This window comes from Microbacterium sp. EST19A (assembly GCF_019969685.1).
Taxonomy (GTDB): domain Bacteria; phylum Actinomycetota; class Actinomycetes; order Actinomycetales; family Microbacteriaceae; genus Microbacterium.
The window spans coordinates 172,093-195,835 of the sequence record NZ_JAHXYZ010000001.1; the positions used below are offsets into that span (position 1 = coordinate 172,093).

The following is a 23,743-nucleotide window of genomic DNA, read 5'->3' on the forward strand; positions in this document are numbered from 1 at the left end:
GATTTGGGGTCGCGACCGGACATCTGGTGCGGACCGCGGCGGACCGCGGTCGGATGGTCAGCCTGCGGCGGCGAGCGCCTCGGCGACCACGTCGAGTCCTTCGTTCAGCAGGTCGTCGCCGATCGCGAGCGGAGGGAGGAAGCGGATGACGTTGCCGTAGGTGCCGCAGGTGAGCACGATCACGCCCTGGGCGATGCAGGCCTTCGCGACGGCGGCCGTGAGCGCGGCATCCGGAGCGTTGGTCTCGGGGTCGACGAACTCCGCGGCGATCATCGCGCCGTGGCCTCGGATGTCTCCGACGCGGGCGTCGCCCTGCTGGATCGCGGTGAGACGATCGGTGAGGATTGTGCCGATCTCGCGGGCGCGCTCGATGACGCCGTCGTTCTCGAACACGTCGATCGCGGCGAGCGCCGCGGCGCAGGCGATCGGGTTGCCGCCGTACGTGCCTCCGAGTCCGCCGGAGTGCGAGGCGTCCATGATCTCGGAGCGGCCGGTGACGGCGGCGAGCGGAAGACCGCCGGCGATGCCCTTGGCCGTGGTGATCAGGTCGGGCTCGATGCCGAAGATCTCGCTCGCGAACATGTGTCCGGTGCGGGCGAAGCCGGTCTGCACCTCGTCGGCGATGAAGACGACGCCGTTCGCACGGCACCAGTCGACGATGGCCGGCAGGAAGCCCTCGGCCGGGACGATGAAGCCGCCCTCGCCCTGGATGGGCTCGATGATGACCGCGGCGAGGTTGTCGGCGCCGATCTGCTTCTCGAGCTGCAGGATCACGCGGGCCGCGGCCTCGGGGCCGGCGAGGCCGTCGCGGAACGGGTACGACATCGGGGCGCGGTACACCTCGGGGGCGAACGGTCCGAAGCCGCTCTTGTACGGCATCGACTTGGCGGTGAGCGCCATCGTCAGGTTCGTGCGGCCGTGGTAACCGTGGTCGAACGCGACGACGGCCTGGCGACCGGTGTGCTTGCGGGCGATCTTGATCGCGTTCTCGACAGCCTCGGCGCCCGAGTTGAACAGGGCGCTCTTCTTGGCGAAGTCGCCGGGCGTGATCCGGTTGAGGGCCTCGGCCACCTCGATGTACGACTCGTACGGCGAGATCATGAAGCAGGTGTGCGTGAACTGGGCCGCCTGCGCGGCGACGGCTGCGGCGACCTTCGGGTGGGCGTTGCCCACGGTGGTCACGGCGATGCCGGAGCCGAGGTCGATGAGCGAGTTGCCGTCGGCGTCCACCACGACTCCGCCGCCGGCGGCGACGGTCGCGACCGGCACGGTGTGACCGACGCCTGCGGCGACGGCATCCGCCTTGCGAGCGAGGATCTCCGCCGACCGGGGGCCGGGAAGCTCGGTGACGAGGCGTCGCTCCTGAGGGAGCTCGGGTCCGCCGAGGGGAACTGCAACAGCTGCGGTGTCGAGGAGTGCCATGTCCGCGAGCGTACGGCGGCTCAGGACACCGTCGCACTCGCCGACTTGTACAATCTGAAGCAAGAGATCGCCGACGTGTACAAGAGGAGTTCGTCATGGCCGTAGCCGAGGAACCCACTCTCCGTGCACTGCTGCGACGGAGGGACCTCGGCCTCGCCCTGGTCTCCCCTGCCGAGGATCTGCCGGAGGGCGCGCTCGACCGGCCGCTGCGCTGGGTGCACAGCTCCGACCTCGCCGACCCCACGCCGTTCCTGTCGGAGGACCTCGCCCTGCTGACGACCGGCAACCAGTTCGACGACGCGGTCGACATCGACACGTACGTGCGTCGCCTCGCCGGACGCGGCGTGCTCGGTCTCGGTTTCGGCACGGAGGTGCACCGCTCCGGCATCCCCGAGGAACTCGTGCAGGCCTGCGCCGAGAACGGGATGCCGCTGTTCGAGGTCCCCTACCGCACGCCGTTCATCGCGGTCGCCCGTGCGCACTCCGAGGCCATCGCGGCACAGGCGTACGCCCGGCGGTCCTGGGCCCTGGACACGCAGCGCGCCCTCGCCCTCGCCGCCCTCCGCCCGCACGGTCTCGACGCGACCGTGGCCGAACTCGGCCGTCGCCTCGACGTGTGGGCGGGCATGTTCGACGCGGCCGGGGCACTGCTCAGCTCGCATCCCCGCGGCGCGATCGAGTCCCGCGTGCTCGACGACCTCGGCGAGAGGGTCATCGAGATCCTCACCCGGGGACTCGAGGCCGGGCAGTCCCTGACGCTCGACGACCGCACGTTCACCCTGTTTACCGTCGGGCGCGGCGGTCACCTGCGCGGGGTCATCGCACTCGCGGTCGACGTGCTCGACCCGGAGGCGCGTTCGGTCGTGACCTCGGTGATCGCGATGGCGGGCCTGGCGATGGAGCAGAGCGAACAGCTGGCGCGCAGCCGACGGCGTCTGCACGCACAGCTGCTCGGCTCGCTCCTCGCCGACGACCCCGGCCTCGCCCGACGGGTGCTCGGCACGCTCCCACCCACCCCGATGGTGGTCGCGGTCGCGGGAGACGCTCCGGCGGGCCCGCTGACCGACTGGTGGGAGAGGCACCGGTCCGAGCACGGCACGCCCTCCTTCATCGCCGAGTCCGAGGACGGCGTGACAGTGTGCCTCTCCGCGAGCGACGAGCAGCTCCTCGACGAGGTCGCTGCGCGCTTCGGCATCCGCATCGGCGTCTCCGCACCGGAGGGCTACGACGCCTTCTCCCGCGCGCACGCGCAGGCTCTCACCGCTCTGCGCCAGCACGGCGAGCACGGCGCCGTGCGGTATGCCGATACCGTCGGCTCCAGCATCCTCACCGCGCTCGCGACCGATGAGGCCCGACTCGTGGCCGAGTCCCGCCTCGCGCCCCTGCGCGAGCACGACGCCCGCACCGGCGCCGACCTCGAGCACTCCCTGCGCACCTGGCTGGAGCACGACGCCCGGGCCGAGTCGGCGGCCGCGGCGCTCGGCGTGCACCGGCACACCCTGCGCTCCCGCATCGCGCAGGCGGGGGGCATGCTCGGCATCGACCTGTCGTCGTTCCCCGCGCGGGCCGAGCTCTGGACACTGCTGCAGACCGCCCGGGACTGAGCGCGTCAGGCGCCTCAGTCGTTCGGCGGATCCGACGGGTGCAGGTAGCGACTCACGAACTCGTCGAAGAGCGGGACCATGTCGACCGACTCGTCGAGCAGCCACTGGAGCTGGATCCCGTCCATGACGGCACTGATCAGTCGCGCCGCGAGCGCGGGGTCGATGTCGTCGCGCACCTCGCCGACTTCCTGACCGCGGCGGAGGATCTCCCTCGCCTCGTCGGCGCGCGTCCGGTAGCGCGCGGCGAAGTCGGCGTGCGAGGGATGGTCGGAGTCGGTCGCCTCCGCCGACACGATCGCGTACAGCGACGTGAGACCCCGCGACGTCTGGTTGTGCGCGACGACCCTCTTCGCCTGCTCGACCAGCGTGTGCACGGCGGGATCGCCCGCCGCCGCGCGCACCTTCTCATCTCGCTGACGGAGAACCTCGGCGAACAGCTCCTCTTTGTTCGCGAAGTGATGCAGGAGTCCGGCAGGAGTCACTCCGACGCGCTTCGCGATCTCCCGCAGGGATCCGCTATGGAACCCCGTGCGGGAGAACACCACGAGCGCTTCGTCGACGATCGCCTGCCGTCGCGCCTGCCCCGTCGCATAGGGGCCGCGGGGCCCGCGAGCTGCCGTCGGTCGATCATCCGTGCCCACTGCTCGCTCCTGTCCTTCGGCGAAGCGAGGGAGGGATTCAGCCGTGGTGACCGCCTCCCGGTCCCCACGAGGAGCCGAATACCTGCTGCTTCATCGCCGGGCGCAGAAGCTGCTCCATCTCGCGATCCACGAAGTAGTCCTTGAGCTTATCCCGCGTGAGCTCGTTGCCGATCGCGGCCATGATCATCGACTGATCGAGCGACAGATAGCGCTCGGCGACCGTGCCGCTGTGCACGGCGACGGCGTCGTAGAACCCGCCGGGGCCGTAGGCGCCGAGGTCGTGCTCGATGCCGCGGAGGTTGCTCAGCACGCCCTTCTTGTCGTACGGCAGCGCGAGGAAGGCCGCGTGCGGCGTCACCACGCCGTCGCCGAACTCCGGGGCAGGGTTCGTACCGACCGTGCACCCGGGCCGGTCGATGTCGACGTCGGTCTGCTCGGCGTCGGAGGTGTACCCGTCCGAGCGCATCCCGGCGATGTCGACGCCGTACTCCGCGTAGCCGCCGAAGGGGTTGCTCGCGGGCGAGAAGCCCCAGTATCCGTATCCGGCCTCATCGAGTCCGTGCTGCTTCTGCACCTCGACCGTGATCGGATGGTTGAGCTTCCAGGACTTCGGCCCCCACTTGGTCTCCGGCACGAGCAGATCGGGCATCAGCGACTCGAACATGCTGCCGCCCCAGCTCGGGACGAACGACATCTCGCCGTAGCGGTACGCGCCCTCCCAGACCTCGACGCCGTCGTACGTGCGGTACTCGCCCTCGGGGAGCTGCTCCTGCCAGGCGAAGTCACAGCCAGGAGGCATCGTGCGATGCGTGCCGTACAGCGCCGTCGCGGGGATCTGTCCGTTGGCGATGCCGAGGTAGGTCGCGATGCGGCTCTCGCTCACCGTCGTGTCGTAGTGGTGGCACGTGTAGTAGGACGTCTCACCCGACCCGTTGTACATCGGCGCCTCGACGCTGCAGTCCGGCGGCGGCGCGTCCCAGAATCCGCCGCGGTTGGTGCCCGCGGGGAGTCCGGCCGCACCGGCGGGGTCGAAGAACGAGGCGAAGTCCATCGAGTCGTAGAGCGCGTCCGCCTGTTCGGCGAGCGTGGGATCCGCCTCGCGCACGATGCGCAGGGCGGCAGCCAGCCATCCGTTGTCCACGGTGCTGAGGAACGGATAGACCGGGTCGCCGGAGTCGGGCCAGGTCGTCAGCTTCTCCCCCGTGGACGGCGAGTACCAGTTGTAGAACATGCCGCTCGCGTCATTGCGCTCGAGTCCGGTCAGGGTCTCGAGCGTGGCGGACAGGCGGTCGCGCGCTTCGTCGGGGCTGATGATCCCGAGATCGCGCGCGGTAACGGTCGACCACAGATAGCCGCCGATGTTCGTCGGCGAGGTGTAGGCGCTGGGTGTCGTCAGGTCGCCGGTGACGTTGTCGGCCGGAAGTCCCGTCTCCTCGTCGGTCATCGCCACCAGGGATTGCCAGGTGTCCGCCGCCCATCGGTTCAGGTCCTGGGTGCCCGATCGATCGCCGCCCGCCACTGCGGGGCCCGCCACTGCGGGGCCGGCCACAGTCAGGCCGGCGACGACCAGTCCGACTGTCGCCACTGCACTCATCCATCGCTTCATCGTGTCTCCTCATCGAGAACGCGCTGCAGTCGGCAGCACACCGATATGCGAAAACCTAACATGTGTTCAGTGTTGACTCAACCCCCTCCTCGGGGCAGGCCTCGTCGGCGAAGACCGACTCACCGCGGGGCGTGAGCCTCGAGGAACTCGTACACGTCCGTGGTGTCGACGCCCGGGAAGGCACCGGTCGGGAGGGTCGCGAGCAGCGTGCGCGGGGTCTTCACGTTCGGCCAGGAGTTCTCGCGCCAACGCGCCTCGAGCTCGGCAGGAGCCTGCCGGCAGCAGACCTCGACGGAATGCTTCGAGACCCCGCGATGGCCGGTGTCCCGCCCGACGAACCACTTCGTGTCGTCGAAGCGCACGCCCACGCTCACGGAGTGCAGGCCCTCGCTCGACGCCTCGACCCTGGCCGTGCACCAGTAGGTGCCGTTGCCGGTGTCGGTGTACTGGTAGTACGGGTTGAAGCGGTCGTCCTCGTCGAACACGACACGGCTCGTCCAGCGTCGGCAGCACATCTGTCCCTCGATCGCCCCGAGGCGGTCGGTCGGGAAATTGACGTCGTCGTTCTCGTACGCCTTCGTGATCGTGCCCGACTCGTGCACCTTGAGAAAGTGCACCGGGATGTCGAGGTGGCGCGTGGCCAGGTTGGTGAACCGATGCGCGGCGGTCTCGTACGACACCGAGTACGCGTCCCGCAGATCTTCGATCGAGATCGACCGGCGGGCCTTGGCGTCCTTCAGTGAGGGCACGACGTGCGCCTCGGGGATGAGGAGAGCCCCGGTGAGGTAGTTGGTCTCGACGCGCTGACGCAGGAACTCCGCGTAGCTGTGCGGTTCGGAGTGACCGAGCATTCGACTCGACAGGGCCTGCAGCACGGCCGTGCGGGCGTCACCCTTCGCCGGCACGCTGCTCGACAGGTACAGTCGTCCGTTCGCGAGATCGGCGACGCTGCGCGTGGTCTGCGGCAGGTCGGGCGCGTAGTGCAGCGTGAACCCCAGATAGGCGGCGATCTCGGATGCCGTGCGCTGAGTGAGCGGACCGCCCGGGTGTCCGACCGCAGCGAGGATCTCCGCGGCTTTCTGCTCCAGGTCGGCGAAGTGGTTGTCCTGGCGCCGCATGAGGTGGCGCAGTTCGACGTTCGCTCGCCGGGCCTCCTCGGGCGTGGCCGCGCGCTCGTCGCGCAGTCGGTCGATCTCGCCGTGCAGAGCGAGCAGCGCCTTGAGGGCGTCGGTCGGCACGGATTTGGCGATGCGGAACGGATCGATGCCCAGCGCCCGGAAGGTCTGACCCTTCATCGCGCGCTCGAGCGCGATCTCGACCGCACTCCGCTCGTCGAGCGGCTCCCCCTCGAGCAGTGCGTCGATCGTCACGCCCAGCGCTCGGGCGATCGCCTGGAGCAGCGTGAGCTTGGGCTCGCGCTTGCCGGTCTCGATCATCGACAGCTGGCTCGGCGCACGTTCGACCGCCGCGGCCAGGTCTTCGAGCGTCAGTCCCTGCGCCGTGCGCAACTGACGGATGCGGCGACCGATCGTGAGGGCGTCGGTGTCTTCTGAGTCGGAGACCTGGGTCCCGGAGCCTGTCGAAGGGGTCATGGCGGCGATTCTGTCACAGAAACAGAATTTCGGGCATTCTTCACCCCGGATTCGGTGAGTTGCGGACCCGAACTTCACACAGAGTGGATGCCAAGCCACCACTCTCACCGAGGAGACATCATGACGAACACCGCAGGAACCACCGCACCCCGTCCCGCCGGCCTCCGCGCCGGAGACCAGGTTCAGACGGCCGCCGAGCTCCGGGAGATCTGGGAGAGCGATCCCCGCTGGGACGGTGTCGAGCGCACGTACACCGCCGAAGACGTCATCCGCATCCGCGGCTCGGTCCGGGAGGAGTCGACGCTCGCCCACCGCGGCGCCGAGAACCTCTGGAACCTCCTGCACACCGAGGACTACGTCCGCGCGCTCGGCGCCTACACCGGCGGCCAGGCCGTGCAGCAGGTGCGCGCGGGCCTCAAGGCCATCTACCTCTCGGGCTGGCAGGTCGCGGCCGACGGCAACCTCGCCGGCCAGACGTACCCCGACCAGTCGCTGTACCCGGCGAACTCGGTGCCTGCCGTCGTCCGCCGCATCAACAACGCGCTGATCCGCCAGGACCAGCTCGAGCACGCCGAGGCCCTCGCCGGCGAGGGCGAGATCACGCAGGACTGGCTGGCTCCGATCGTCGCCGACGCCGAGGCCGGGTTCGGTGGCCCGTTGAACGCCTACGAGCTCGCACAGTCGCTGATCCAGTCGGGTGCCGCCGGCATCCACTGGGAGGACCAGTTGGCCAGTGAGAAGAAGTGCGGCCACCTCGGCGGCAAGGTGCTGGTGCCCACCCAGCAGCACATCCGCACCCTGAATGCCGCACGCCTCGCGGCCGACGTCGCCGGGGTGCCGACCGTCATCATCGCCCGCACCGACGCCCTCGCCGCCGACCTGCTCACCAGCGACGTCGACGAGCGCGACCAGCAGTTCACCACCGGCGAGCGCACGACCGAGGGGTTCTACCGGATCCGTCCCGGCATCGAATCGGTCATCAGCCGCGGCCTCGCCTTCGCCCCCTACGCCGACCTGCTGTGGGTGGAGACCGGCGAGCCCGACATCGAGCTCGCCCGCGAGTTCGCCGCCGCGATCCACGCGGAGTTCCCCGGTAAGCTCCTGGCCTACAACTGCTCACCGAGCTTCAACTGGAAGCGGCACCTCTCCGACGCCGAGATCGCGACCTTCCAGCAGGACCTGGCCGACCTGGGCTACAAGTTCCAGTTCATCACCCTGGCCGGGTTCCATGCCCTGAACCACTCGATGTTCGACCTCGCCCGCGGCTACGCCGAACGCGCCATGAGCGCGTACGTCGAGCTGCAGGAAGCCGAGTTCGCCGCCGAGGCAGACGGCTACACCGCCACCAAGCACCAGCGCGAGGCGGGCACCGGCTACTTCGACGTCATCTCCACCGCGCTCAACCCCGACAGCGCGACCCTCGCCCTCGCCGGCTCCACCGAAGCCGCGCAGTTCCATTGACTTTCGAAGGACTTCAGATCATGACCACTCCCACCGCTCCCCCGACGACCGCTCCCGTCCAGACGACCCAGCAGGGACCGGCGATCGACATCACCGGCACGATCCGCGACCGGTACGAAGAGATCCTCACCCCCGAGGCCATCGCCTTCCTCACCGAGCTGCACCACCGCTTCGCGTCGCGTCGCCACGACCGCCTCGCCGACCGGATGCGCCGCCGTTTCGAGATCGGCAACGGGCACGACCCGCGCTTCCGCGACGACACCGCCCACATCCGTGAAGACGCGGACTGGCGCGTCGCCGGTGCCGGCCCCGGCCTCGAAGACCGTCGCGTGGAGATCACCGGTCCGACCGATCCGAAGATGACGATCAACGCGCTGAACTCCGGCGCGCGGGTCTGGCTCGCCGACCAGGAGGATGCCACGAGCCCCACCTGGAAGAACGTGATCGAGGGGCAGCTCTCGCTCCGCGACGCGATCCGGGGCGAGCTGTCCTTCACCTCACCGGACGGCAAGGAGTACCGCGTCACCGCCGAGCGCACGCCCACGATCGTGATGCGTCCGCGCGGCTGGCACCTGCCCGAGAAGCACGTCTCGTTCATCGATCGGGCAGGGCGCCGCACCGCGGCATCCGGCTCGCTCGTCGACTTCGGTCTCTACTTCCTGCACAACGCGCAGGCGCTGATCGACGGCGGCCGCGGCCCGTACTTCTACCTCGCCAAGCTCGAGTCCAGCGAGGAGGCGAAGCTGTGGGACGACGTGTTCTCCTTCAGCGAGGAGTACATCGGCATCCCGCACGGCACCATCCGGGCCACCGTCCTCATCGAGACGCTGCCCGCGGCGTTCGAGATGGACGAGATCCTCTACGAGCTGCGGGACCACTGCGCCGGCCTCAACGCCGGCCGCTGGGACTACATCTTCTCGATCATCAAGAACTACCGCGGCCGCGGGGCGCGCTTCGTGCTCCCCGACCGCAGCGAGGTCACGATGACCGTGCCGTTCATGCGGGCGTACACCGACCTGCTCGTGCAGACCTGCCACAAGCGGGGCGCCTTCGCGATCGGCGGCATGAGCGCGTTCATCCCGAACCGCCGCGACCCCGAGGTGACGGCGCGAGCGATCGAGAAGGTCTCCGCCGACAAGAAGCGCGAGGCCGGCGACGGCTTCGACGGCACCTGGGTCGCGCACCCCGATCTGATCCCCACGGCTCAGGCGGAGTTCGACGCGGTGCTCGGCGATCGTCCGAACCAGGTCGACCGCCGGAGGGACGACGTGCAGGTGCAGGCGCGTGATCTGCTCGACCTGCGCATCGGGAGCGCCGTCACCGACCGGGGCGTGCGCGACAACGTGTCGGTCGCCATCCGCTACCTGGAGGCGTGGCTGCGCGGACTCGGTGCCGTCGCGATCGACAATCTGATGGAGGATGCCGCGACGGCGGAGATCAGCCGGTCGCAGGTGTGGCAGTGGATCCACCAGGATCGCGTCACGCAGGAGGGCACCGCCATCACGGCCGAGTACGTCGAAGGGCTGATCGGTCAGATCCTGGCGGCCGCGACGAGGAGCGCCGGTGACCGCTTCGACGACGCCGCGGAGATCTTCCGCGAGGTCGCCCTGCGCGAGGAGTTCCCCACCTTCCTCACGCTCGGCGCCTACAGCCGGTTCCTGATCGACGAGGACTGATCGACGAGGACTGAAGCGGACGGACGAGGCCCTCGTATGCGATCCGGCATCCGAGGGCCTCTCTGCGCCTGTGGATGACTCGGTGCTGCTCCCGAGCCTGTGCTGACCGGTCCGCCCTCCGATCACCGGGCGTAGCCTGGGGGCATGGCTGAAGTATGGACCGACATCGCCTCCGAGTTCCTGCACCTGTATCCCCGCGGGCGACGGCTTCTCGCCGTGGCAGGAGCGGATGCCGAACGCTCGCGCCACAGTGCCGACGAACTCGCGGCAGCGCTGGAGGCCGCGGGGTTGCAGGTCGAGCGGGTGCACACCGCCGACGGCGATGAGCAGTTGCTCCGCACCGAGGTGATCGCACCGTTCCGCGCGACGTCCGCGGGCGACAGCGTGCTCGTCGTCTCCGGCCCGTCCGCACTGCTGAGCGACACGGCCCGTGGCATGTGGCACTACGTCGTCTGGCAGCTCGCCGACGACGAGGCGCCGCATACCGTCGCCGCCGCGATCGTCGACGTCACCGACCCCGCGAACCCGACCCGAAGATTCGCCGACTACTGCGCCCTCCCCGCCTCCTACGGCGCGTGACCGCGGATCCCTACGCGAACGAGGCGGCCACCGAGTTGCGGTGATAGTCGAACACGATGCTCGTGCGCGTCGACGCCACACTGCTCTGCGCCGACAGGTGCTCGAGCACGAACTCGCGCATCTCCGACGAGTCCGCGACCGCGATGTGCAGCAGGAAGTCGTCGTCGCCGCCGAGGAAGAACACCTGGATCACCTGCGGCAGCACGCGCACACGTTCCGCGAACTCGACGATGCTCTCGCGCCGTCCGCTCGGACGCAGCGTCACACCGATGATCGCCTGGAGACCTGCGCCCAGCATCCGCTCGTCCACGCTGGCGTGGAATCCGGTGATGACCCCGCGTTCGACGAGGGCACGCAGCCGCGCGTGCGCCGTCGACGGGGCGACGCCGAGGTGGCCGGCGAGTTCGGCATTCGTCATCCGCCCGTCATCGGCGAGCAGCTGCACGATCCTCGCATCGATCGGGTCCAGGGCGGGGGCCCGAAGAGTGTTCGGCTGAGGACCCTGCGACGTCGTCTCCATCTGAACCATTATTCAGGATTAGCGCCTGAACCGAATCATCTTCAGAAAATCTGTTGCCTGGTCGACGTTTCTGCGATTCTGTATCCACGCAGAACCTAGTCCTGGAGGATCGATGAAGATCGGCGTGCCCACCGAGGTAAAGAACAACGAGAGCCGTGTCGCGCTCACTCCCGCCGGCGCCGACCGCCTCGTGCGCGAAGGCCACCGGGTGCTCGTGCAGTCCGGCGCGGGCCTCGGCTCGCGCATCTCCGACGACGCCTTCCGCGCGGCGGGCGCCGAGATCGTCGCGACGGCCGCCGACGCCTGGGGCGAGGCCGACCTGCTGATCAAGGTCAAGGAGCCGATCGCACAGGAGTACGGCTTCCTCCGGCCCGACCTGACGCTCTTCACCTACTTGCATCTCGCGGCGGACCGCGCGCTGACGACCGCACTGGTCGACGCCGGCACGACCGCGGTCGCCTACGAGACGGTGCAGCTGCCTGACCGCAGCCTTCCCCTGCTCGTGCCGATGAGTGAGATCGCCGGGCGACTCTCGGTCACGATGGGCTCGTACTCGCTGCTGCGCTCGAACGGCGGCCGCGGCATGCTGCTCGGCGGCATCGCCGGCACGCCTCGCGCGAAGACGGTCGTCATCGGCGGCGGTGTCGCCGGCGAGCACGCGGCGGCCAACGCCCTCGGCCTCGGTTCGCAGGTCACCGTCATCGACATCTCCCTCCCCCGCCTGCGCGAGCTCGAGCACCGCTACGGCGGCGCGCTGCAGACGCGCGCGTCGAGCCGCTACGACATCGCCGAGGAGCTCGCGACCGCAGACCTCGTGATCGGCTCGGTGCTGATCCCCGGCGCCGCTGCGCCCAAGCTCGTCACCGACGACATGGTCGCCGGAATGAAGCCGGGCTCGGTGCTCGTCGACATCGCGATCGACCAGGGCGGATGCTTCGAGGACTCGCGCCCCACGACGCACGACGATCCGACGTTCGCGGTGCACGACGCCATCTACTACTGCGTCGCAAACATGCCCGGCGCTGTGCCCGAGACGGCGACCCGCGCGCTGACCAACGCCACGCTCCCGTACGTGTCGGCGATCGCCGGCAAGGGCTGGGAGCGCGCGGCATCCGAGGATCCCTCCCTCGCCAAGGGTCTGAACGTGCAGGGCGGACGCATCACTCTCGACGCCGTCGCCCAGGCGCACGGCTTCGCGAACGCCTGAGTCGTCCTCCGGACGCGGTCTGGATCAGAAACGTATACTCTGGAGTCCGCGGAACGACGTTTCTGATCCACCGCACTATCATCGGGTCATGGACCCGACGGTTGAGGGCGAGGCCGAGCGTCTGCTTCCCCTGCCGGTACGGATGCTGCTGCGCTTACTCGCGACCGTCGTGATCACGATCGTCGCGATCGCTCTCATCGTGGGAACGCTCTACGCCCTCTCCGTCGGACCACTCATGCTGTTCTCGCTGTGGTGGGAGATCCGCGACTGAGTTCGAAGGTCCACGCGAGCGAAAGAACCCCGGTTCTTCATGACGACGCGCCCGGCATCCGGCATGCCCACCCGAGTACGCTCGTAATCGTGACCGAACGCGCTCCTCTCTCCCGCAAGCTGTCCGCCATCGCCGAGTCGGCGACCCTCAAGGTCGACGCGAAGGCGAAGGCCCTCAAGGCCGAAGGCAAGCCCGTCATCTCGTATGCGGCCGGCGAACCGGACTTCGCGACGCCGCAGTTCATCGTGGATGCCGCGGCCGAGGCACTCGCCGACCCGGCGAACTACCGGTACACGCCGGCTGCCGGCCTTCCGGCGCTGCGGGAGGCGGTCGCCGCGAAGACCCTCCGCGACTCCGGCCTCGAGGTCTCTCCGAGCCAGGTCATCGTCACGAACGGCGGCAAGCAGTCCGTGTACCAGGCGTTCCAGGCCGTCGTGAACCCGGGCGACGAGGTGCTGCTCCCCGCTCCGTACTGGACGACGTACCCCGAGGCCATCCGTCTCGCCGACGGCACGCCCGTCGAGGTGTTCGCCGGAGCAGACCAGGACTACAAGGTCACGGTCGAGCAGCTGGAGGCCGCGCGCACCGAGCGCACCACGGTCCTCGTCTTCGTGTCGCCCTCGAACCCGACCGGTTCCGTCTACACCGCCGAAGAGACGAAGGCGATCGGCGAGTGGGCCGTCGAGCACGGCATCTGGATCATCAGCGACGAGATCTACCAGAACCTCACCTACGAAGGCGTGAAGGCGACGTCGATCGTCGCAGCGGTTCCCGAGGTCGCCGGTCAGACGATCCTGGTGAACGGCGTGGCGAAGACCTACGCCATGACCGGATGGCGCGTCGGCTGGATGGTCGGACCCGCCGACGCGATCAAGATCGCCGGAAACCTGCAGTCGCACCTGTCGAGCAACGTGAACAACGTCGCGCAGAAGGCAGCGATCGCCGCTCTCAACGGCCCGCAGACCGAGGCCGAGCAGATGCGCGAGGCCTTCGACCGGCGCCGCCGCCTCATCGTCGCGGAGCTGTCGAAGATCGACGGCATCCGCGTGCCGAACCCCCTCGGCGCGTTCTACGTCTACCCCGACGTGCAGGGCCTGCTCGGCCGCACCTGGGGTGGAGTGACGCCCACGACCTCGCTCGAGCTGGCCGACCTCATCCTCGAGCAGGCCGAGGTTGCGGTCGTGCCGGGCGAGGCGTTCGGCCCGAGCGGCTACCTGCGCCTGTCGTACGCCCTCGGCGACGACCAGCTGCTCGAGGGCGTGCAGCGCCTGCAGCGCCTGTTCGCCTGACCGGCGCGCAGGTCGCGGGTCAGGACGACTCGGGCTGGTACCCGATGAGCCAGCGGATGCCGTAGCGGTCGACGAGCGTGCCGTCCCAGTCGCCCCACGGGCGGCGTTGCAGCGGATCGATGACCCTCCCGCCCATGGCGAGGTCGGCGAACCAGCCGGTGAGCGTCGATGCATCCGCGGTGCCGAGCAGGGAGAAGAACATCCCTCCCATCTGCACCGCATCGGCATCGATCCCGGCATCCGCCCCCGACAGGTCGACGACGCCCTCGAGCATGGCGTGGGCGATCGCGTCGGCCGGACCGTCGTGCCGACCGAACTGCGCGTAATCGAACATCCGCAGCTCGCCGCCGAAGACCGACTGGTAGTGCCGCATCGCCTCGGCGGCGTTACCGGGGAACAGCAGGTACGGGGTCAGTCCGGTCATGCGGCGAGTGTAGCGCGCGGGCTAGAGCTCGACGCCGACCAGCACAGGCTCCGGCTGCAGCACGAGTCCGAACTCGGCATGCACCCTGCTCTGGATGAAGCGCGCCAGCTCGGCGACCTCGCCCGCGCTGGCGCCGCCGCGGTTCGTCAGCGCGAGCGCGTGCTTCGTCGAGACGGAGGCGCGGGAACGCGGGAGCTTGAAGCCCTTGCGGATGCCGGCCTGCTCGATCAGCCAGGCGGCGCTCACCTTCACGTCCGAGGCCTCGGTCTTCGTCTGCGGGACGAGCCCGTCGTACGAGGCGAGCGGGATCACGGTGACGGTGTCGAGGTCGGGCGCGACAGGCCAGCGGGGGCATTCCGGCGGCAGGGCTCGCGCCACGGACTCGGGCACGATCGCATTCTGGAAGAACGAGCCGACGCCGTGGGTGTCGGGGTCTGCGTCGTCCAGGAGCATCCCCTTGGACGCCCGTGTGGCGAGGATGCGCTCCCGCACCCAGCCGAGCGCCACGGGCGCATCGTGGTCGAGCCCGAGGGCTCGGCGCAGCTGCTCGCCGCGCACGACGCGCTCGCCCGCGACGAACAGGTCGACGGTGATCGAGAGGATGACGGCACGACGCAGCGGTTCGCCGCCGTAGTGGTGCTTCAGCACGGAGGTGCGGAACCCGAGTCCGAGTTCGGATGCCGGAACCGTCGAGACCTCGCCTGTGGCCTCGTCGATGAGCTCGACCTCGACCAGGGTCTCCTGGATCTCCTGCCCGTACGCGCCGATGTTCTGCACGGGCGCCGCGCCGACGGTCCCGGGGATGCCGCTCATGGCCTCGAGCCCCGCGTAGCCGTGTTCGACCGCATAGGCGACCAGGGCGTCCCATCCGTGGCCGGCCTGCGCCCGCAGACGGATGCGCCCGAGATGCGGAGAGGGGAGTTCCTCGATGCCTTCCGTGCGCACGCGGATCACCGTGCCGTCGAAGGGCTCATCACCCACGAAGAGGTTCGAGCCGCCGCCGAGCACGAACCACGGGTCACGCGTGGCCCAGGTGGCGCGCAGCGCGTCGATGAGCTCTGCGGTCGTCGACGCCTCGAGCATCCGCGCAGGAGCCGCCCCGGTGCGCAGCGTCGTGAGCTGCGACAGACGGATGGGCTCGATGTCCCGCACCTCGGTCGTCCCCATCAGACGGCGATGCGCAGCTGCGCCTTGACCAGGACGGTCGTCTCGCCGAACGTGACCTTCAGGTCGATGCGTGCTGCGGTGTCGTCGACGACCCCGACGGTGGCGACGACGTGCAGGTCGGCGCCGCGCTCGGGATCGACGACCACTGGTTTGGTGAAGCGCACGCCGTAGTCGAGGATCTTCGCGCCGGGCTCGAGGGCCGCGACCACCACGGACGACGCGATGCCCATCGTGAGCATGCCGTGGGCGAGCACCCCCGGCAGACCGACGGCCGCCGCGATGTCGTCACGGTAGTGGATGGGGTTGAAGTCCCCGGACGCGCCCGCGTACCGCACCAGCGACTCGCGGGTGAGGTGTACGGTGCGCTCGGCGACCACGTCTCCGACGGTGTAGCCCATCAGGCGGCCTCTCCCTCGGTGTCGTCGCCGGCGCCGACGAGCAGCACACTGGTGGCGGTCACGACATGCGCTCCGGCGGCATCCGTGATCTCGGCTTCGCTGGTGATCATCGCGTTGCCGCCCATCATGCGGATGCCGGTGACGCGCAGCTGTCCGGTGAGCTCATCTCCGGCGACGATCGGCCGCGTGTATCCGAAGCGCTGCTCGGCGTGGATCGTGCGCGCCAGCACGATGCCGGAGTCCTCCTGCGCCAGCAGCTGCTGGAGCGTGTGGTCCTGGATGACCATCGCGAAGGTCGGCGGTGCGACCACGTCGTCGAAGCCGAGTGCGCGGGCCGCGTCGACATCGGTGTGCTGCGGAGCATCGGCGAACACGGCGCGCGCGAACTCGCGCACCTTCTCGCGTCCGACGAGGTACGGGGCGGTCGGCGGGAACTCCCGGCCGACAAGATCTTGGTTCACTGCCACCCCTCGATCCTACCGAGGCGGGACGAGTCAGTCCTTCTTGCGCCCGCGGATCGCCTTCAGCGCCATCTGCACCGCGATGACGACGAGGTATGCCGCGAACAGCATGTTTCCGACGAACGGATCGATGAGGGTCGCGAGCCACGCGCCCAGCGCGGTCGTGGTGCACGCGGAGACGCCGACGATGGCGGCGGCGACGAGGTCCACGTTGTGGTTGCGGAGGTTGCCGATGGTTCCGGAGATCGCTGTGGGGATCATCATGAGCAGCGACGTGCCCTTGGCGATCAGGTCGCTCGTCCCGAAGGCGAGCATCAGGACCGGCACGACGATCACGCCGCCTCCGACACCGATGAGCCCGGCGAGGATGCCGGTGACGACGCCTGTCGCGACAAGCGCGAGTCCGTTCAGCAGCTGGACCTCGAATTCCGCGTCGCGCGACGGGATCACCAGGAAGAGGCTCACGATCACCACCACGAGGAAGCCGACGAACAGCCACCGGAGCACGGTCTGGGAGACCTTGGGAAGCAGGCGTGTGCCGATCTGCGCGCCGACCACGGAACCCGCGGCGAGGATGAGCCCGGGGATCCAGGCGACCGAGCCGTGGATCGCATACGACACCACGCCCACCGTGGCCGTGGGCACGATCGCGGCGAGCGAGGTTCCCGCTCCGAGCCGCTGGTTGAAGTGCAGCAGGAGGACCAGCAGCGGGACGATGACTGTACCGCCGCCCACTCCGAAGAGGCCGGACAGGAGGCCCGCGAGGAGGCCGATCCCGACGAATGCCGTGTAGGCACGAGGCCCTCGGTTCAGGGTCTGTGCGTCGCTCACCGCATCAGCCTACTCGCGCCCGGCGACCATCTCCGCCAGAGGCTGGCACGGAGTTCCGCGTCATGAGAAACTGAATCCCGTACGACGATGACGTCGAGACCTGATCGAAGGAGATCTCATGGTTCGCAGCACTCTTCCCGAGGTGGAGATCCCCGCCGTCTCCGTGTACGACTACCTGTTCGGCGATCTCGACGAGGACCGCCTCGACGCCGTCGCACTGATCGACGGGACCAGCGGCGCCGAGACGACGTACCGGCAGCTGGTTGCCCAGATCGATCTGTTCGCCGGAGCGCTGGCAGCCCGGGGCGTCGGCGTCGGCACCCGCATCGGCGTGCTGTGTCCGAACATCCCGGCGTTCGCGACGGTCTTCCACGGCATCCTCCGCGCCGGGGCCACCGCGACGACGATCAACTCGCTCTACACCCCCGACGAGATCGTGAACCAGCTCACCGATGCGGGGGCGGAATGGCTGATCACGGTCTCTCCGCTTCTGCCCGGCGCGGAGGCCGCGGCCGCGAAGGTCGGGATCGACGCGGATCACCTCATCGTGCTCGACGGCGCCGAGGGGCATCCCTCCCTCCGCGATCTCCTCGGCGAGGGCCACGCCGCCCCGGAGGTCTCCTTCGACCCCGCTGAGCACCTCGCGGTGCTCCCCTACTCCTCGGGGACGACCGGACGGCCGAAGGGCGTGATGCTCACGCACCGCAACCTCGTCGCGAACGTCAGCCAGTGCCGTTCGACGATCTCCCTGGCCGACGGCGATCGCGTCCTCGCGGTGCTGCCGTTCTTCCACATCTACGGGATGACGGTTCTGCTGAACTTCGCGCTGCGACAGCGTGCCGCCCTCGTCACGATGCCGAAGTTCGATCTGACCGAGTTCCTGCGGGTCGTCGCCGAGCATCGCACCACCTGGGTGTTCATCGCCCCGCCGATCGCTGTCGCCCTGGCGAAGCATCCGCTGATCGATCAGTACGATCTCTCCTCCATCAAGGTGATCTTCTCGGGGGCCGCTCCCCTCGACGGCGCGCTGGCCTCGGCCGTGGCGACGCGGCTGGACTGCACGGTCTGCCAGGGGTACGGCATGACCGAGACCAGCCCGGTGACCCACGCCATCCCCGCTGCTCGTGACGACATCGACCGTTCCTCCGTCGGGATGCTCATCAGCAACACCGAGGCACGGCTGATCGACCCCGAGAGCGGGGCCGACGTCACCGTGCCCGACGAGGGCGCGAGCGAACCCGGCGAGCTGCTGATCCGCGGCCCGCAGGTCATGAAGGGCTACCTCAACCGCCCGGACGCCACCGCCGAGATGCTCGACGCTGACGGCTGGCTGCGCACCGGCGACGTCGCGACCGTCACGCACGACGGCATCTTCCGCATTGTCGACCGGCTCAAGGAGCTCATCAAGTACAAGGGCTACCAGGTCGCACCGGCTGTGCTGGAGGCCGTGCTGCTCGAGCATCCGTCCATCGCGGACGCTGCGGTCATCGGCGCTCCCGACGAGGACGGTCAGGAGGTGCCGAAGGCGTTCGTCGTGCGGCAGGCGGATGCCGATCTCGACGCGGATGCCGTCATGGCGCACGTCGCCGCCCATGTCGCCCCGCACGAGAAGGTCCGCCAGGTGGAGTTCATCGACGCGATCCCGAAGTCCACGTCGGGCAAGATCCTCCGGAAGGACCTGCGCGCCCGCTGACCCCGCCCGAGTTCTGCGGCCATTCCGAACTTCTGCGGCCACATCTCGCGAATCGGGCCGCAGAAGCTGCTCCTGGCCGCGGAACCTGCATCCGGAAACGACGAAGCCCGCCACCCCGGAAGGGGCGGCGGGCTTCGCGGTGAGAGGTGCTTACTTCTCGACAGCATCCTCGGCGGCAGCCTCGGCTGCTTCGCCCTCGGCCTGCGACTCGGCGCCGGCGTCCGGCGTCTCCTCGACGGCTGCGTCCTCGGCGGGAGCCTCCTCAGCGGGAGCCTCCTCGACGACCTCAGCGGGCTTCTCGGCCTTCGGAGCGGCAGCAGCCGACTTCTTGGCGGACTTCGGCTTCGGGTTGACCGGCTCGAGAACGAGCTCGATCACGGCCATCGGAGCGTTGTCGCCCTTGCGGTTGCCGACCTTGGTGATACGGGTGTAGCCACCCTCGCGGTCAGCGACCAGCGGCGCGATCTCGGCGAAGAGCGTGTGCACGACGCTCTTGTCGCCGATGACCGACAGCACGCGACGACGCGCGTGCAGGTCGCCGCGCTTCGCGAACGTGATCAGACGCTCGGCGAGCGGACGCAGGCGCTTGGCCTTGGTCTCGGTCGTCTTGATCGACTTGTGGGTGAACAGAGCCGCCGCGAGGTTGGCAAGCAGCAGGCGCTCGTGGGCGGGGCCGCCTCCGAGGCGGGGACCCTTAGTGGGCTTGGGCATAATCGTCTAACTCCTGGTCAGAAGGGTCGGGTATCAGAAGGACTCGTCTTCGCTGCCGCCGTAGAAGTGGGCGCCGTCGAAACCGGGCACCGAATCCTTGAGCGACAGACCGAGCGAGATGAGCTTGTCGCGCACCTCGTCGACCGACTTCTGGCCGAAATTGCGGATGTTCATGAGCTGCGTCTCCGACAGGGCGACGAGCTCGGAAACAGTGTTGATGCCTTCACGCTTCAGGCAGTTGTACGAGCGGACCGACAGGTCGAGGTCTTCGATCGGCATCGACAGCTCGCTGGAGTTCACTGCCTCCACCGGTGCCGGGCCGATCTCGATGCCCTCGGCCTCGACGTTCAGCTCGCGGGCGAGACCGAACAGCTCGGTGAGCGTCTTGGCGGCCGACGCGACAGCGTCGCGCGGGCTGATCGACGACTTGGTCTCGACGTCGAGGACGAGCTTGTCGAAGTCGGTGCGCTCACCGGCACGAGTCGCCTCGACGCGGTAGCTGACCTTCAGGACCGGCGAGTAGATCGAGTCGATCGGGATCTGACCGGCCTCGGCGTACTCGTTGCGGTTCTGCGTGGCGGAGACGTAGCCGCGGCCACGCTCGATGGTGAGCTCGAGCTCGAACTTCGCGGTCTCGTTGAGGGTCGCGATGACGAGCTCGGGGTTCTGCACCTCGACACCGGCCGGAGCCGAGATGTCAGCGGCGGTCACTTCGCCCGAACCGGTCTTGCGCAGGTACGCCGTGATCGGCTCGTCGCGCTCCGACGAGACCACGAGCTGCTTGATGTTGAGGATGATCTCGGTGACATCCTCCTTCACGCCGGGGATGGTGCTGAACTCGTGCAGCACGCCGTCGAGACGAACGCTGGTGACAGCGGCGCCGGGGATCGACGACAGCAGGCTGCGACGCAGCGCGTTGCCGATCGTGTAGCCGAAGCCGGGCTCCAGAGGCTCGATGATGAACCGGCTACGGTTCTCGACGATCTTTTCCTCGGTCAGTGTGGGACGCTGTGCAATGAGCACTCTGTGTTCCTTTCGATCACATGCCCGCTATATGACATGTGGTGTGGTGAGGTCTTCAATTGTGGAAGTCGATGCCCGCATGCGGGCGTCGAGCCGCTCGCACCCCGAAGGGCCGAGCGGCTCGACGAGCCGTGTCAGACGCGGCGGCGCTTCGGCGGGCGGCAACCGTTGTGCGCCTGCGGGGTGACGTCCTGGATCGAGCCCACCTCGAGGCCGGCGGCCTGGAGCGAGCGGATCGCGGTCTCGCGGCCGGAGCCCGGACCCTTCACGAAGACGTCGACCTTCTTGACACCGTGCTCCTGCGCCTGACGCGCAGCGGACTCGGCAGCAAGACCTGCGGCGTACGGGGTCGACTTGCGCGAGCCCTTGAAGCCCACGCCACCCGACGATGCCCAGCTGATGACAGCGCCGGACGGGTCGGTGATCGAGACGATCGTGTTGTTGAACGTCGACTTGATGTGGGCCTGGCCCAGCGCGATGTTCTTCTTTTCCTTGCGGCGCGGCTTGCGCGCGGCGGCCTTGGGTGCAGCCATGAAAATGTTCTCCTAGTCCCTGGGGCCGCGTTTAGCGGGCCTTCTTCTTGCCGGCGACGGTGCGCTTCGGGCCCTTGCGGGTACGGGCGTTGGTCTTGGTGCGCTGACCACGGACCGGGAGACCACGACGGTGGCGGATGCCCTCGTAGGAGCCGATCTCGACCTTGCGGCGGATGTCTGCGGCCACCTCGCGGCGGAGGTCACCCTCCACCTTGTAGTTGCCTTCGATGTAGTCGCGGAGGACGATCAGCTGGTCGTCGCTGAGGTCCTTCACGCGGATGCTCTCGTCGATCTCGGTCGCCTTGAGGATCGCGACCGAGCGGGTACGGCCGACGCCGTAGATGTAGGTAAGGGCGATCACCACGCGCTTGTCGCGCGGGATGTCAACGCCGGCAAGACGTGCCATGCGGTTCTCCTGGATGTAGTGGAGGTATGGAACAGGATCGGTGCCCGGGCCTCCGCCCCGAGGTGTCCCCCGCTTTCACGGGTTCTGATCCTGCCGTTTCGTATTGAGTTGTGAGATGTGCGCGAGCGGTGCCGCGCAGCGCAGGTCAGCCCTGGCGCTGCTTGTGACGCGGGTTGCTCTTGCAGATCACCATGACGCGGCCGTGGCGGCGGATCACCTTGCAGTGATCGCAGATCGGCTTGACGCTGGGGTTGACCTTCATGATTTATCCTGTTCGCTGTCTTCGTACCGCCCCGTCTCCGAGGCAGGCCGTTACTTCTCGACCGATCAGCGGTAGCGGTAGACGATACGGCCGCGGGTGAGGTCGTAGGGGCTGAGCTCCACGACCACGCGGTCCTCGGGGATGATACGGATGTAGTTCTGCCGCATCTTTCCTGAGATCGTTGCCAGGACCTTGTGTCCGTTGCTGAGCTCAACGCGGAACATCGCGTTGGGCAGAGCCTCGGAGATCACGCCCTCGATCTCGATGACACCGTCTTTCTTAGCCATAGCCTCGCTGACGCTTCTGCAGACCGGTCGATCTGCGGTGGGTGGGTGGTTTGCGGTGCTGCACCGATCAGACACGCCGAATCAAGGCACAAAGCACCAAAGATCAATATTAGACGCTCGGGAGGCATCCGGCAACTCGGCCGGTGCTGCCGGGCTCAGCCGATCAGATCGGTGAGCTTCTTGAGGTCGTCCGGGTTGTTCTGCAGGTCGAGTCGGGTGCCGTTGATCTCGATCGTGGGGGTTCCACCGATCTCGTTCGCCTTCGCCTGGGCGACCCCGAACTTGCGGTACGTCTCGTCGTTGATGCAGGAGACGGCGTCATCCGCACCGACCTGGGAAGCGAACCCGGCGAGCTCCTCGGTCGTGAGGCCCGCGGAGTTCTCGGCGGGCTGGTTCTCGAACAGCACCTTGGCGTAGTCGAGGTAGAGGTCGGGGTTGGACTCGGCGACGCACACAGCCGCACCGGCCGAGCGCGACGAGTAGTCGGTTCCCTGCGAGTAGCGGTCGAGGATCGCGATCGGGTGGTACTGCAGGGTGATGCGCCCGTCCTCCGCAGCCGCCTCGAGCGCCGGTCCGTACTGGTCTTCGAAGCTCTTGCACACGGGGCACTGGAAGTCGACGAACACCGCGACAGTGTCCTCGCCCTCGCCGACGGAGATCGACCCGGCGTCGGCATCGAACGTTCCGTTGCTCGTCGGCGCAGCACCCGGAGAGGTCGCCTGGTTGTTGAGGAACACCACGAGACCACCCAGCACGACCAGCACCACGACCACGGCGATGGAGACGCCGATCGCGAACCAGTTCGTGTTGCTCTTCGCCGCTGCCATTACTTTCCGATCTCTCGAGGCTCGACCCCGAACGGGGCGAGTCCGGCTCTTCCACCATCGGGCGCGGTGAGCACCCAGACACCCCCATCATGCAGGGCCACGCTATGTTCCCAATGTGAGCCGTCTGTGCCGTCGACGGTCGTGACGGTCCAGTCGTCGTCCTCGACGTAGGTCGCCTCACCGCCGGCCGTCACCATCGGCTCGATCGCCAGGACGAGCCCCGGCTTGACGTCGGCGCCGCGGTCCGGGGTGCGGTAGTTGAACACGCTGGGCGCCTCGTGCATCTTCCGTCCGATGCCGTGCCCCACGTACTCGCGGAGGATGCCGTAGGGCTCCCCCGACACCGCGGAAGGCCCCTGGGCCTCGATGTACTCCTGGATGGCGGCACCGATCTCGTCGATCGACGACACGGAGGCCATCGCGGCGATCCCTGCCCACATCGAGCCCTCGGTGACACGCGAGAGCTCCTCGCGCTGCGCCACCAGCTCGGGGCGCTCCGGATCCGGCACGACCACGGTGATCGCGCTGTCGCCGTTCCAGCCTTGGAACTGGGCACCGCAGTCGACCGAGACGATGTCGCCGGGCACGAGCACGCGCTCCCCCGGGATGCCGTGCACGACCTGCTCGTTCACCGACACGCAGATGGTGTGGTGATAGCCGCGCACGAGCTGGAAGTTCGACTCCGCGCCGCGGTCGAGGATGGTGCGGTTCGCCGCGGCATCCAGCTCCAGAGTCGTGACGCCCGGCTTGATCAGCGGGCGCACGGCGTCGAGCGCCGCCGCCGTGATGAGTCCGGGCTCGACCATGGATCGGAGCTGGGCCGGGGTCTTGTAGATCGACCGGCGGAACATC

Annotated in this window: 26 protein-coding genes; 8 read left to right on the forward strand and 18 right to left on the reverse strand. The window is 68.5% G+C overall.

Annotated features, from left to right (window positions below; all coding sequences use genetic code 11):
* Positions 1-57: 57 nt before the first annotated feature.
* Complete coding sequence (gabT, locus tag LC452_RS00905; protein ID WP_223622159.1) at positions 58-1,422, reverse strand: 4-aminobutyrate--2-oxoglutarate transaminase; 1,365 nt, start codon at positions 1,420-1,422, stop codon at positions 58-60.
* A gap of 95 nt (positions 1,423-1,517) precedes the next feature.
* On the opposite strand from gabT, the gene LC452_RS00910 reads away from it, so the two are divergent.
* Entirely contained in the window at positions 1,518-3,026 is a 1,509-nt protein-coding gene (locus tag LC452_RS00910; RefSeq protein ID WP_223622160.1) for a PucR family transcriptional regulator, read from the forward strand.
* 14 nt (positions 3,027-3,040) lie between these two features.
* Here the strand turns inward: LC452_RS00910 and LC452_RS22005 are convergent, their stop codons facing one another.
* From LC452_RS22005 to LC452_RS00925, 3 genes are all read right to left on the reverse strand, one after another.
* Positions 3,041-3,667: a TetR/AcrR family transcriptional regulator gene (locus LC452_RS22005; RefSeq protein ID WP_223622161.1), complete on the reverse strand. Its 627-nt coding sequence runs from the start codon at positions 3,665-3,667 to the stop codon at positions 3,041-3,043.
* Positions 3,668-3,704: 37 nt separating this feature from the next.
* Positions 3,705-5,273, reverse strand: a complete 1,569-nt coding sequence (locus tag LC452_RS00920; RefSeq protein WP_223622162.1) for a glucoamylase family protein — start codon at positions 5,271-5,273, stop codon at positions 3,705-3,707.
* A gap of 119 nt (positions 5,274-5,392) precedes the next feature.
* Positions 5,393-6,865 (reverse strand): helix-turn-helix transcriptional regulator, encoded by a 1,473-nt coding sequence (locus LC452_RS00925; RefSeq protein ID WP_223622163.1) that lies wholly within the window; start codon positions 6,863-6,865, stop codon positions 5,393-5,395.
* 120 nt (positions 6,866-6,985) lie between these two features.
* Here LC452_RS00925 and aceA point away from each other — a divergent pair, with 120 nt between their 5' ends.
* The 3 genes from aceA (at position 6,986) to LC452_RS00940 (ending at position 10,581) form a co-directional block, all read left to right on the forward strand.
* Positions 6,986-8,326: an isocitrate lyase gene (gene aceA, locus LC452_RS00930; protein WP_223622164.1), complete on the forward strand. Its 1,341-nt coding sequence runs from the start codon at positions 6,986-6,988 to the stop codon at positions 8,324-8,326.
* Between the two features lie 20 nt (positions 8,327-8,346).
* Positions 8,347-10,002, forward strand: coding sequence for a malate synthase A (gene aceB, locus LC452_RS00935; protein ID WP_223622165.1), 1,656 nt, complete (start codon positions 8,347-8,349; stop codon positions 10,000-10,002).
* 144 nt (positions 10,003-10,146) lie between these two features.
* Positions 10,147-10,581 carry a hypothetical protein gene (locus LC452_RS00940; RefSeq protein ID WP_223622166.1) on the forward strand — a complete coding sequence of 145 codons (435 nt, stop codon included), beginning with the start codon at positions 10,147-10,149 and terminating at the stop codon, positions 10,579-10,581.
* 10 nt (positions 10,582-10,591) lie between these two features.
* Here the strand turns inward: LC452_RS00940 and LC452_RS00945 are convergent, their stop codons facing one another.
* Positions 10,592-11,110, reverse strand: coding sequence for an Lrp/AsnC family transcriptional regulator (locus LC452_RS00945; protein WP_223622167.1), 519 nt, complete (start codon positions 11,108-11,110; stop codon positions 10,592-10,594).
* A 103-nt stretch (positions 11,111-11,213) separates the two neighbouring features.
* Between LC452_RS00945 and ald the strand changes: the two genes are divergently transcribed.
* From ald to LC452_RS00960, 3 genes are all read left to right on the forward strand, one after another.
* On the forward strand, positions 11,214-12,308 hold the full coding sequence (gene ald, locus LC452_RS00950) for an alanine dehydrogenase (protein ID WP_223622168.1): 1,095 nt from the start codon (positions 11,214-11,216) through the stop codon (positions 12,306-12,308).
* A gap of 88 nt (positions 12,309-12,396) precedes the next feature.
* Positions 12,397-12,579, forward strand: a complete 183-nt coding sequence (locus LC452_RS00955; protein ID WP_223622169.1) for a hypothetical protein — start codon at positions 12,397-12,399, stop codon at positions 12,577-12,579.
* A gap of 89 nt (positions 12,580-12,668) precedes the next feature.
* On the forward strand, positions 12,669-13,868 hold the full coding sequence (locus LC452_RS00960) for a pyridoxal phosphate-dependent aminotransferase (RefSeq protein WP_223622170.1): 1,200 nt from the start codon (positions 12,669-12,671) through the stop codon (positions 13,866-13,868).
* A 19-nt stretch (positions 13,869-13,887) separates the two neighbouring features.
* Here the strand turns inward: LC452_RS00960 and LC452_RS00965 are convergent, their stop codons facing one another.
* The 5 genes from LC452_RS00965 to LC452_RS00985 are packed head-to-tail and all read right to left on the reverse strand — an operon-like array spanning position 13,888 to position 17,149.
* Positions 13,888-14,292, reverse strand: a complete 405-nt coding sequence (locus LC452_RS00965) for a VOC family protein (RefSeq protein ID WP_223622171.1) — start codon at positions 14,290-14,292, stop codon at positions 13,888-13,890.
* A gap of 21 nt (positions 14,293-14,313) precedes the next feature.
* Entirely contained in the window at positions 14,314-15,444 is a 1,131-nt protein-coding gene (locus LC452_RS00970; protein WP_223624669.1) for a UDP-N-acetylmuramate dehydrogenase, read from the reverse strand.
* A 14-nt stretch (positions 15,445-15,458) separates the two neighbouring features.
* On the reverse strand, positions 15,459-15,857 hold the full coding sequence (locus LC452_RS00975) for a MaoC/PaaZ C-terminal domain-containing protein (protein ID WP_223622172.1): 399 nt from the start codon (positions 15,855-15,857) through the stop codon (positions 15,459-15,461).
* Positions 15,857-16,324 (reverse strand): MaoC family dehydratase N-terminal domain-containing protein, encoded by a 468-nt coding sequence (locus LC452_RS00980; protein ID WP_223622173.1) that lies wholly within the window; start codon positions 16,322-16,324, stop codon positions 15,857-15,859. The genes LC452_RS00975 and LC452_RS00980 overlap by 1 nt, the downstream gene beginning before the upstream one ends.
* A 27-nt stretch (positions 16,325-16,351) precedes the next feature.
* Positions 16,352-17,149 carry a sulfite exporter TauE/SafE family protein gene (locus LC452_RS00985; RefSeq protein ID WP_223622174.1) on the reverse strand — a complete coding sequence of 266 codons (798 nt, stop codon included), beginning with the start codon at positions 17,147-17,149 and terminating at the stop codon, positions 16,352-16,354.
* 118 nt (positions 17,150-17,267) lie between these two features.
* Here LC452_RS00985 and LC452_RS00990 point away from each other — a divergent pair, with 118 nt between their 5' ends.
* Positions 17,268-18,842 (forward strand): AMP-binding protein, encoded by a 1,575-nt coding sequence (locus tag LC452_RS00990; protein WP_223622175.1) that lies wholly within the window; start codon positions 17,268-17,270, stop codon positions 18,840-18,842.
* 150 nt (positions 18,843-18,992) lie between these two features.
* Here the strand turns inward: LC452_RS00990 and rplQ are convergent, their stop codons facing one another.
* The 8 genes from rplQ to map all read right to left on the reverse strand — a co-directional run bounded on the left by rplQ (position 18,993) and on the right by map (position 23,742).
* Positions 18,993-19,553, reverse strand: a complete 561-nt coding sequence (gene rplQ, locus LC452_RS00995) for a 50S ribosomal protein L17 (protein WP_223622176.1) — start codon at positions 19,551-19,553, stop codon at positions 18,993-18,995.
* A 33-nt stretch (positions 19,554-19,586) separates the two neighbouring features.
* Positions 19,587-20,576: a DNA-directed RNA polymerase subunit alpha gene (locus LC452_RS01000; RefSeq protein WP_120773743.1), complete on the reverse strand. Its 990-nt coding sequence runs from the start codon at positions 20,574-20,576 to the stop codon at positions 19,587-19,589.
* Positions 20,577-20,710: 134 nt separating this feature from the next.
* A complete protein-coding gene (gene rpsK, locus LC452_RS01005; protein WP_136055213.1) occupies positions 20,711-21,109 on the reverse strand; it encodes a 30S ribosomal protein S11 in 399 nt (132 codons plus the stop codon).
* A 31-nt stretch (positions 21,110-21,140) separates the two neighbouring features.
* Entirely contained in the window at positions 21,141-21,515 is a 375-nt protein-coding gene (rpsM, locus tag LC452_RS01010) for a 30S ribosomal protein S13 (protein WP_223622177.1), read from the reverse strand.
* Between the two features lie 145 nt (positions 21,516-21,660).
* Complete coding sequence (gene rpmJ / locus LC452_RS01015) at positions 21,661-21,777, reverse strand: 50S ribosomal protein L36 (protein WP_005050492.1); 117 nt, start codon at positions 21,775-21,777, stop codon at positions 21,661-21,663.
* A 65-nt stretch (positions 21,778-21,842) separates the two neighbouring features.
* Positions 21,843-22,064: a translation initiation factor IF-1 gene (infA, locus tag LC452_RS01020; protein ID WP_017201569.1), complete on the reverse strand. Its 222-nt coding sequence runs from the start codon at positions 22,062-22,064 to the stop codon at positions 21,843-21,845.
* A 155-nt stretch (positions 22,065-22,219) separates the two neighbouring features.
* Complete coding sequence (locus LC452_RS01025) at positions 22,220-22,891, reverse strand: thioredoxin domain-containing protein (protein WP_223622178.1); 672 nt, start codon at positions 22,889-22,891, stop codon at positions 22,220-22,222.
* The gene (gene map / locus LC452_RS01030; RefSeq protein WP_223622179.1) at positions 22,891-23,742 is read right to left on the reverse strand and encodes a type I methionyl aminopeptidase; all 852 of its coding nucleotides are present in this window, start codon (positions 23,740-23,742) and stop codon (positions 22,891-22,893) included. The genes LC452_RS01025 and map overlap by 1 nt, the downstream gene beginning before the upstream one ends.
* Between the last annotated feature and the right edge of the window lies 1 nt (position 23,743).

Excerpts from the sequence above, each read along its gene's own strand:
- gabT (WP_223622159.1), bottom strand. The coding sequence starts at position 1,422 with ATGGCACTCCTCGACACCGCAGCTGTTGCAGTTCCCCTCGGCGGACCC.
- LC452_RS00910 (WP_223622160.1), top strand. The coding sequence starts at position 1,518 with ATGGCCGTAGCCGAGGAACCCACTCTCCGTGCACTGCTGCGACGGAGG.
- LC452_RS00920 (WP_223622162.1), bottom strand. The coding sequence starts at position 5,273 with ATGAAGCGATGGATGAGTGCAGTGGCGACAGTCGGACTGGTCGTCGCC.
- LC452_RS00925 (WP_223622163.1), bottom strand. The coding sequence starts at position 6,865 with ATGACCCCTTCGACAGGCTCCGGGACCCAGGTCTCCGACTCAGAAGAC.
- aceA (WP_223622164.1), top strand. The coding sequence starts at position 6,986 with ATGACGAACACCGCAGGAACCACCGCACCCCGTCCCGCCGGCCTCCGC.
- aceB (WP_223622165.1), top strand. The coding sequence starts at position 8,347 with ATGACCACTCCCACCGCTCCCCCGACGACCGCTCCCGTCCAGACGACC.
- LC452_RS00940 (WP_223622166.1), top strand. The coding sequence starts at position 10,147 with ATGGCTGAAGTATGGACCGACATCGCCTCCGAGTTCCTGCACCTGTAT.
- LC452_RS00945 (WP_223622167.1), bottom strand. The coding sequence starts at position 11,110 with ATGGTTCAGATGGAGACGACGTCGCAGGGTCCTCAGCCGAACACTCTT.
- ald (WP_223622168.1), top strand. The coding sequence starts at position 11,214 with ATGAAGATCGGCGTGCCCACCGAGGTAAAGAACAACGAGAGCCGTGTC.
- LC452_RS00955 (WP_223622169.1), top strand. The coding sequence starts at position 12,397 with ATGGACCCGACGGTTGAGGGCGAGGCCGAGCGTCTGCTTCCCCTGCCG.
- LC452_RS00965 (WP_223622171.1), bottom strand. The coding sequence starts at position 14,292 with ATGACCGGACTGACCCCGTACCTGCTGTTCCCCGGTAACGCCGCCGAG.
- LC452_RS00975 (WP_223622172.1), bottom strand. The coding sequence starts at position 15,857 with ATGGGCTACACCGTCGGAGACGTGGTCGCCGAGCGCACCGTACACCTC.
- LC452_RS00990 (WP_223622175.1), top strand. The coding sequence starts at position 17,268 with ATGGTTCGCAGCACTCTTCCCGAGGTGGAGATCCCCGCCGTCTCCGTG.
- rplQ (WP_223622176.1), bottom strand. The coding sequence starts at position 19,553 with ATGCCCAAGCCCACTAAGGGTCCCCGCCTCGGAGGCGGCCCCGCCCAC.
- rpsK (WP_136055213.1), bottom strand. The coding sequence starts at position 21,109 with ATGGCTGCACCCAAGGCCGCCGCGCGCAAGCCGCGCCGCAAGGAAAAG.
- rpsM (WP_223622177.1), bottom strand. The coding sequence starts at position 21,515 with ATGGCACGTCTTGCCGGCGTTGACATCCCGCGCGACAAGCGCGTGGTG.
- rpmJ (WP_005050492.1), bottom strand. The coding sequence starts at position 21,777 with ATGAAGGTCAACCCCAGCGTCAAGCCGATCTGCGATCACTGCAAGGTG.
- infA (WP_017201569.1), bottom strand. The coding sequence starts at position 22,064 with ATGGCTAAGAAAGACGGTGTCATCGAGATCGAGGGCGTGATCTCCGAG.
- LC452_RS01025 (WP_223622178.1), bottom strand. The coding sequence starts at position 22,891 with ATGGCAGCGGCGAAGAGCAACACGAACTGGTTCGCGATCGGCGTCTCC.
- map (WP_223622179.1), bottom strand. The coding sequence starts at position 23,742 with ATGTTCCGCCGGTCGATCTACAAGACCCCGGCCCAGCTCCGATCCATG.